Source organism: Actinomycetota bacterium (assembly GCA_030682655.1).
Classification (GTDB): Bacteria; Actinomycetota; Coriobacteriia; order Anaerosomatales; family JAUXNU01; genus JAUXNU01.
The window spans coordinates 1-1,373 of the sequence record JAUXNU010000095.1 but is presented as its reverse complement, the minus strand read 5'-3'; the positions used below and the strand labels follow the sequence as shown (position 1 = coordinate 1,373).

The following is a 1,373-nucleotide window of genomic DNA, read 5'->3' as shown; positions in this document are numbered from 1 at the left end:
TTCGAGTCCGTTAGGACTCGTATGTCTGTAGCATGATATCCAAAAACATTTTTCTGCTCAGTAGGAGCGGTATGTCTCAATCAGTATCAATCCATTTGAACAGATGTTCATTTTTATACTCGACATCAAAATCTTTTAATATTTTGATGAATTCCTCTTTAAACGATTTACGCTTATGATGTTCTTCCTGTTTTTCGATATACAATATCACAGATTTTATCTGCGAGCGTGAGTATGAAAACGCTCCGAATCCTTCCTGCCAATTAAATTTTCCTCGAATCAATTTTTTATCATTAATAAAATTAGTCGAGTTTACCTTAATATCTCTCACAAGATCGGAGATAGCTATGGATGGATGTAATCCAATAAAAATATGAATATGGTCTCGCATTGCATTGATTGCAAGAAGTTTGTTTCCTTTGTTTTGTACAATTCCCGTAATGTATTTTTGTATTTCTTCTTTTGCATCTTTTTTAATCAAACACGTCCTGTTTGCAACAGCAAAAACAAGATGGATGTATAATTGTGTGTATGTATTAGCCATATTATGACCTTGCTAAATTTTTAATAAATAATATTTTACATTCGACTCCTTTGGAGTCGGAATTGTTTTCTTTATTTTTCTACGGACATTAAACTCCTCCGGAGTTTCGATCGACAAACATTCGACCCCTACGGGGTCGTCATCATTTATTTTATATTTTTCTACAAACATACGACCCCTCTGGGGTCGGTATTGTTTTGTATTTCATATTCTCCAGACATTTGTCTCCTACGGAGACATTCATCTTCAGAGTTCGGATTTCTGATTACGTTATAGCCCGATAAAAAATCGAAAGTTTTACCGGGTTCGAGTCCGTTAGGACTCGCATGTCTGTAGCATGATATCAGAGAATAATATACCGCTCCTACGGACTTGTCCGCCGTCTTTTTGGCGGAGCAGTATGTTGATATTGTGTGTGTTCGTTCTACCATTTTACATTCGACTCCTACGGAGTCGTGTTGATCTTTTATTTTTTTTCTACAGACATTAAACTCCTACGGAGTTTTGTTCGGCAATCCTTCGTCTCCTACGGAGACAGTTTGATAATTACCTTTTTCGAGTCCGTTAGGACTCGTATGTCTGTAGCATGATATCCAAAAACATTTTTCCGCTCCGGAGGACTTGTCCGCCGTCTTTTTGGCGGAGCAGTATGTGGAAATATTGTTTATTCATTTTATCATTTTTACATTCGACTCCTAAAGGAGTCGGTTTTCCTTTTTTATAATTTTCTACAAACATTCGACCCCTACGGGGTCGTCATCATTTATTTTATATTTTTCTACAAACATACGACCCCTCTGGGGTCGGTATTGTTTTGTATTTCATATTC

1 protein-coding gene is annotated in these 1,373 nt (G+C 36.6%); it reads right to left on the bottom strand.

Features of this window, described 5'->3' with window-relative positions:
- Positions 1 to 76: 76 nt before the first annotated feature.
- A complete protein-coding gene (gene tnpA / locus Q8K99_05515) occupies positions 77 to 544 on the bottom strand; it encodes an IS200/IS605 family transposase (protein MDP2182014.1) in 468 nt (155 codons plus the stop codon).
- Between the last annotated feature and the right edge of the window lie 829 nt (positions 545 to 1,373).